Genomic DNA, 1,675 nt, shown 5'->3' with positions numbered 1-1,675 from the left:
GTGCTGGGGCGGCAGATCGAGCCGATCACCTACGATCCGGGCAGCGACCCCGAGGCGTTTCGTTCGCTGGCCCGCAGGCTTCTGACCGAGGACGACGTCAACGTCATCTTCGGCTGCTCGATGTCTGGCAGCCGCAAGGCCGTGCTGCCGATTGTCGAGCGCTACAACGGCCTGCTCTGGTATCCTTCGATCTACGAGGGCTTCGAATATTCGGAGAATGTCCTCTATACCGGCGCCACGCTCAACCAGAATACCTTCGCGCTGGCCGACTTCATCCTGCAGCGCTACGGACCGCGCGTGTTCATGGCCGGGTCCGACTACATCTATCCGCATGAATCCAACCGGGTCATGCGCGATCTCCTGGAATGCAAGGGCGGCACGATCGTCGAAGAACAGTATGTGCCGCTCGATGCCGACGAACGCCGGATGCGCCGGCTGATGGCCGATATCGAGAAGGCCGCGCCGGACGCCGTCTTCTCGACGGTTATTGGGCGCAGCGCGCAGATCCTCTACAGGCTCTATGCCGAGGCAGGCATCGATCGGACACGGCGGCCGATAGCCAGCCTGACCTTGGCCGAAGGCGAGATCCGCGTGATCGGCGCCGAGCACTGCACCGGCCATGTGCTGGCGGCTCCTTACCTGGCGAGCGTCGACAGCGGCGAGAACCAGCGCTTCGTCGGCGAGCTCGCCCGCCGGTTCGGCGACCGGACGACCGCGACCATGTGGTCGCAGACGGCTTATACGCAGGTCCACCTGTTCGCCCGCGCGCTGGAAAAGGCCGGAACCCTCGACACCTTTCGCCTCGGACAGGCAGCGCTCGAGGTCGACTATGCGTCGCCGGAGGGACGCATGATGTTCGACCAGGAAAACCGCCACGTCTGGTCGACGCCGCGCATCGGTATCGCCAACGCCACCGGGCAGTTCGATATCGCCTGGCAGTCGCAGGCGCCGATCCGGCCCGACCCCTATCTCGCCTCCTCTCGTTTCGAAGAGCCTTGGCTTTAAATGACGGCAACGCTCAAACGCATTCTCAACGACCTGCGGCAGGCGAAGATCCTGGTCATCCATCCGAAGGACGAGGATGGCGCCGCGCTGGTCGATCACCTCCGGCGCCTAGGCTGCGAAGTCAGGGCGGCGTGGCCGCCGCCGGCGTCGATCCCGGGCGACATCGACACGGTGTTCGTGCAGGTCGGCGAAGCGCCGACCGATGCCATGGTGTCGCTGATCGAGGGCGCCAATGCTGCCGTCGTCGCCATCGTCACCTATGAAAGCCCCACCTCGATCAAGGCGATCATCGATCTCAACGCGCACGGCGTCATCACCAAACCGCTCAGGCAGTTGGGCGTGCTGACGCAGTTTGCACTGGCCCGCTACCGGTATGGCTATGAAGGGCGGTTGGCCAACAAGGTGCGCAAGCTGGAGGATACGCTGAAGGGACGCCGGACGATCGAGAAGGCGGTCAAGGTGCTGGTCGAGATGAACGGCGTCGACGAGGAAACCGCCTACAAGCTGATCCGCGACCAGGCGACATCGAAGCGGGTCGCCCTGGTTTCGGTGGCCGAAGGCATCCTCGCCGCGCAGGAAGCGATGCGGACCTTCGGCTTCGGGATTTCCGCGCCAGGCAATCAGAAATAGCCGGACAGCCGACAGCCCGACAAGATTATCGCATCAGAAA

General features: G+C 64.0%; 2 protein-coding genes. Both read left to right on the top strand.

The genetic code is table 11. The annotated features are described in order from the left end of the window. Positions 1–1,005, top strand: a 1,005-nt coding sequence (locus EOA85_RS34685) for a transporter substrate-binding domain-containing protein (protein WP_127212682.1), incomplete at its 5' end; no start/stop codon positions are given. Beyond that, positions 1,006–1,635 (top strand): ANTAR domain-containing protein, encoded by a 630-nt coding sequence (locus EOA85_RS34680; protein WP_065010355.1) that lies wholly within the window; start codon positions 1,006–1,008, stop codon positions 1,633–1,635. Positions 1,636–1,675: the final 40 nt, after the last annotated feature.

The sequence above is a fragment of the Mesorhizobium sp. M5C.F.Ca.IN.020.29.1.1 genome (genome assembly GCF_003997375.1).
In the GTDB taxonomy this organism is placed as follows: domain Bacteria; phylum Pseudomonadota; class Alphaproteobacteria; order Rhizobiales; family Rhizobiaceae; genus Mesorhizobium; species Mesorhizobium wenxiniae.
Note: the sequence above shows the minus strand (reverse complement) of the source record. Positions and strands in the feature narration are given on the sequence as shown.

Coding starts and splice junctions, on each gene's coding strand:
- EOA85_RS34680 (WP_065010355.1), top strand. CDS start 1,006: ATGACGGCAACGCTCAAACGCATTCTCAACGACCTGCGGCAGGCGAAG.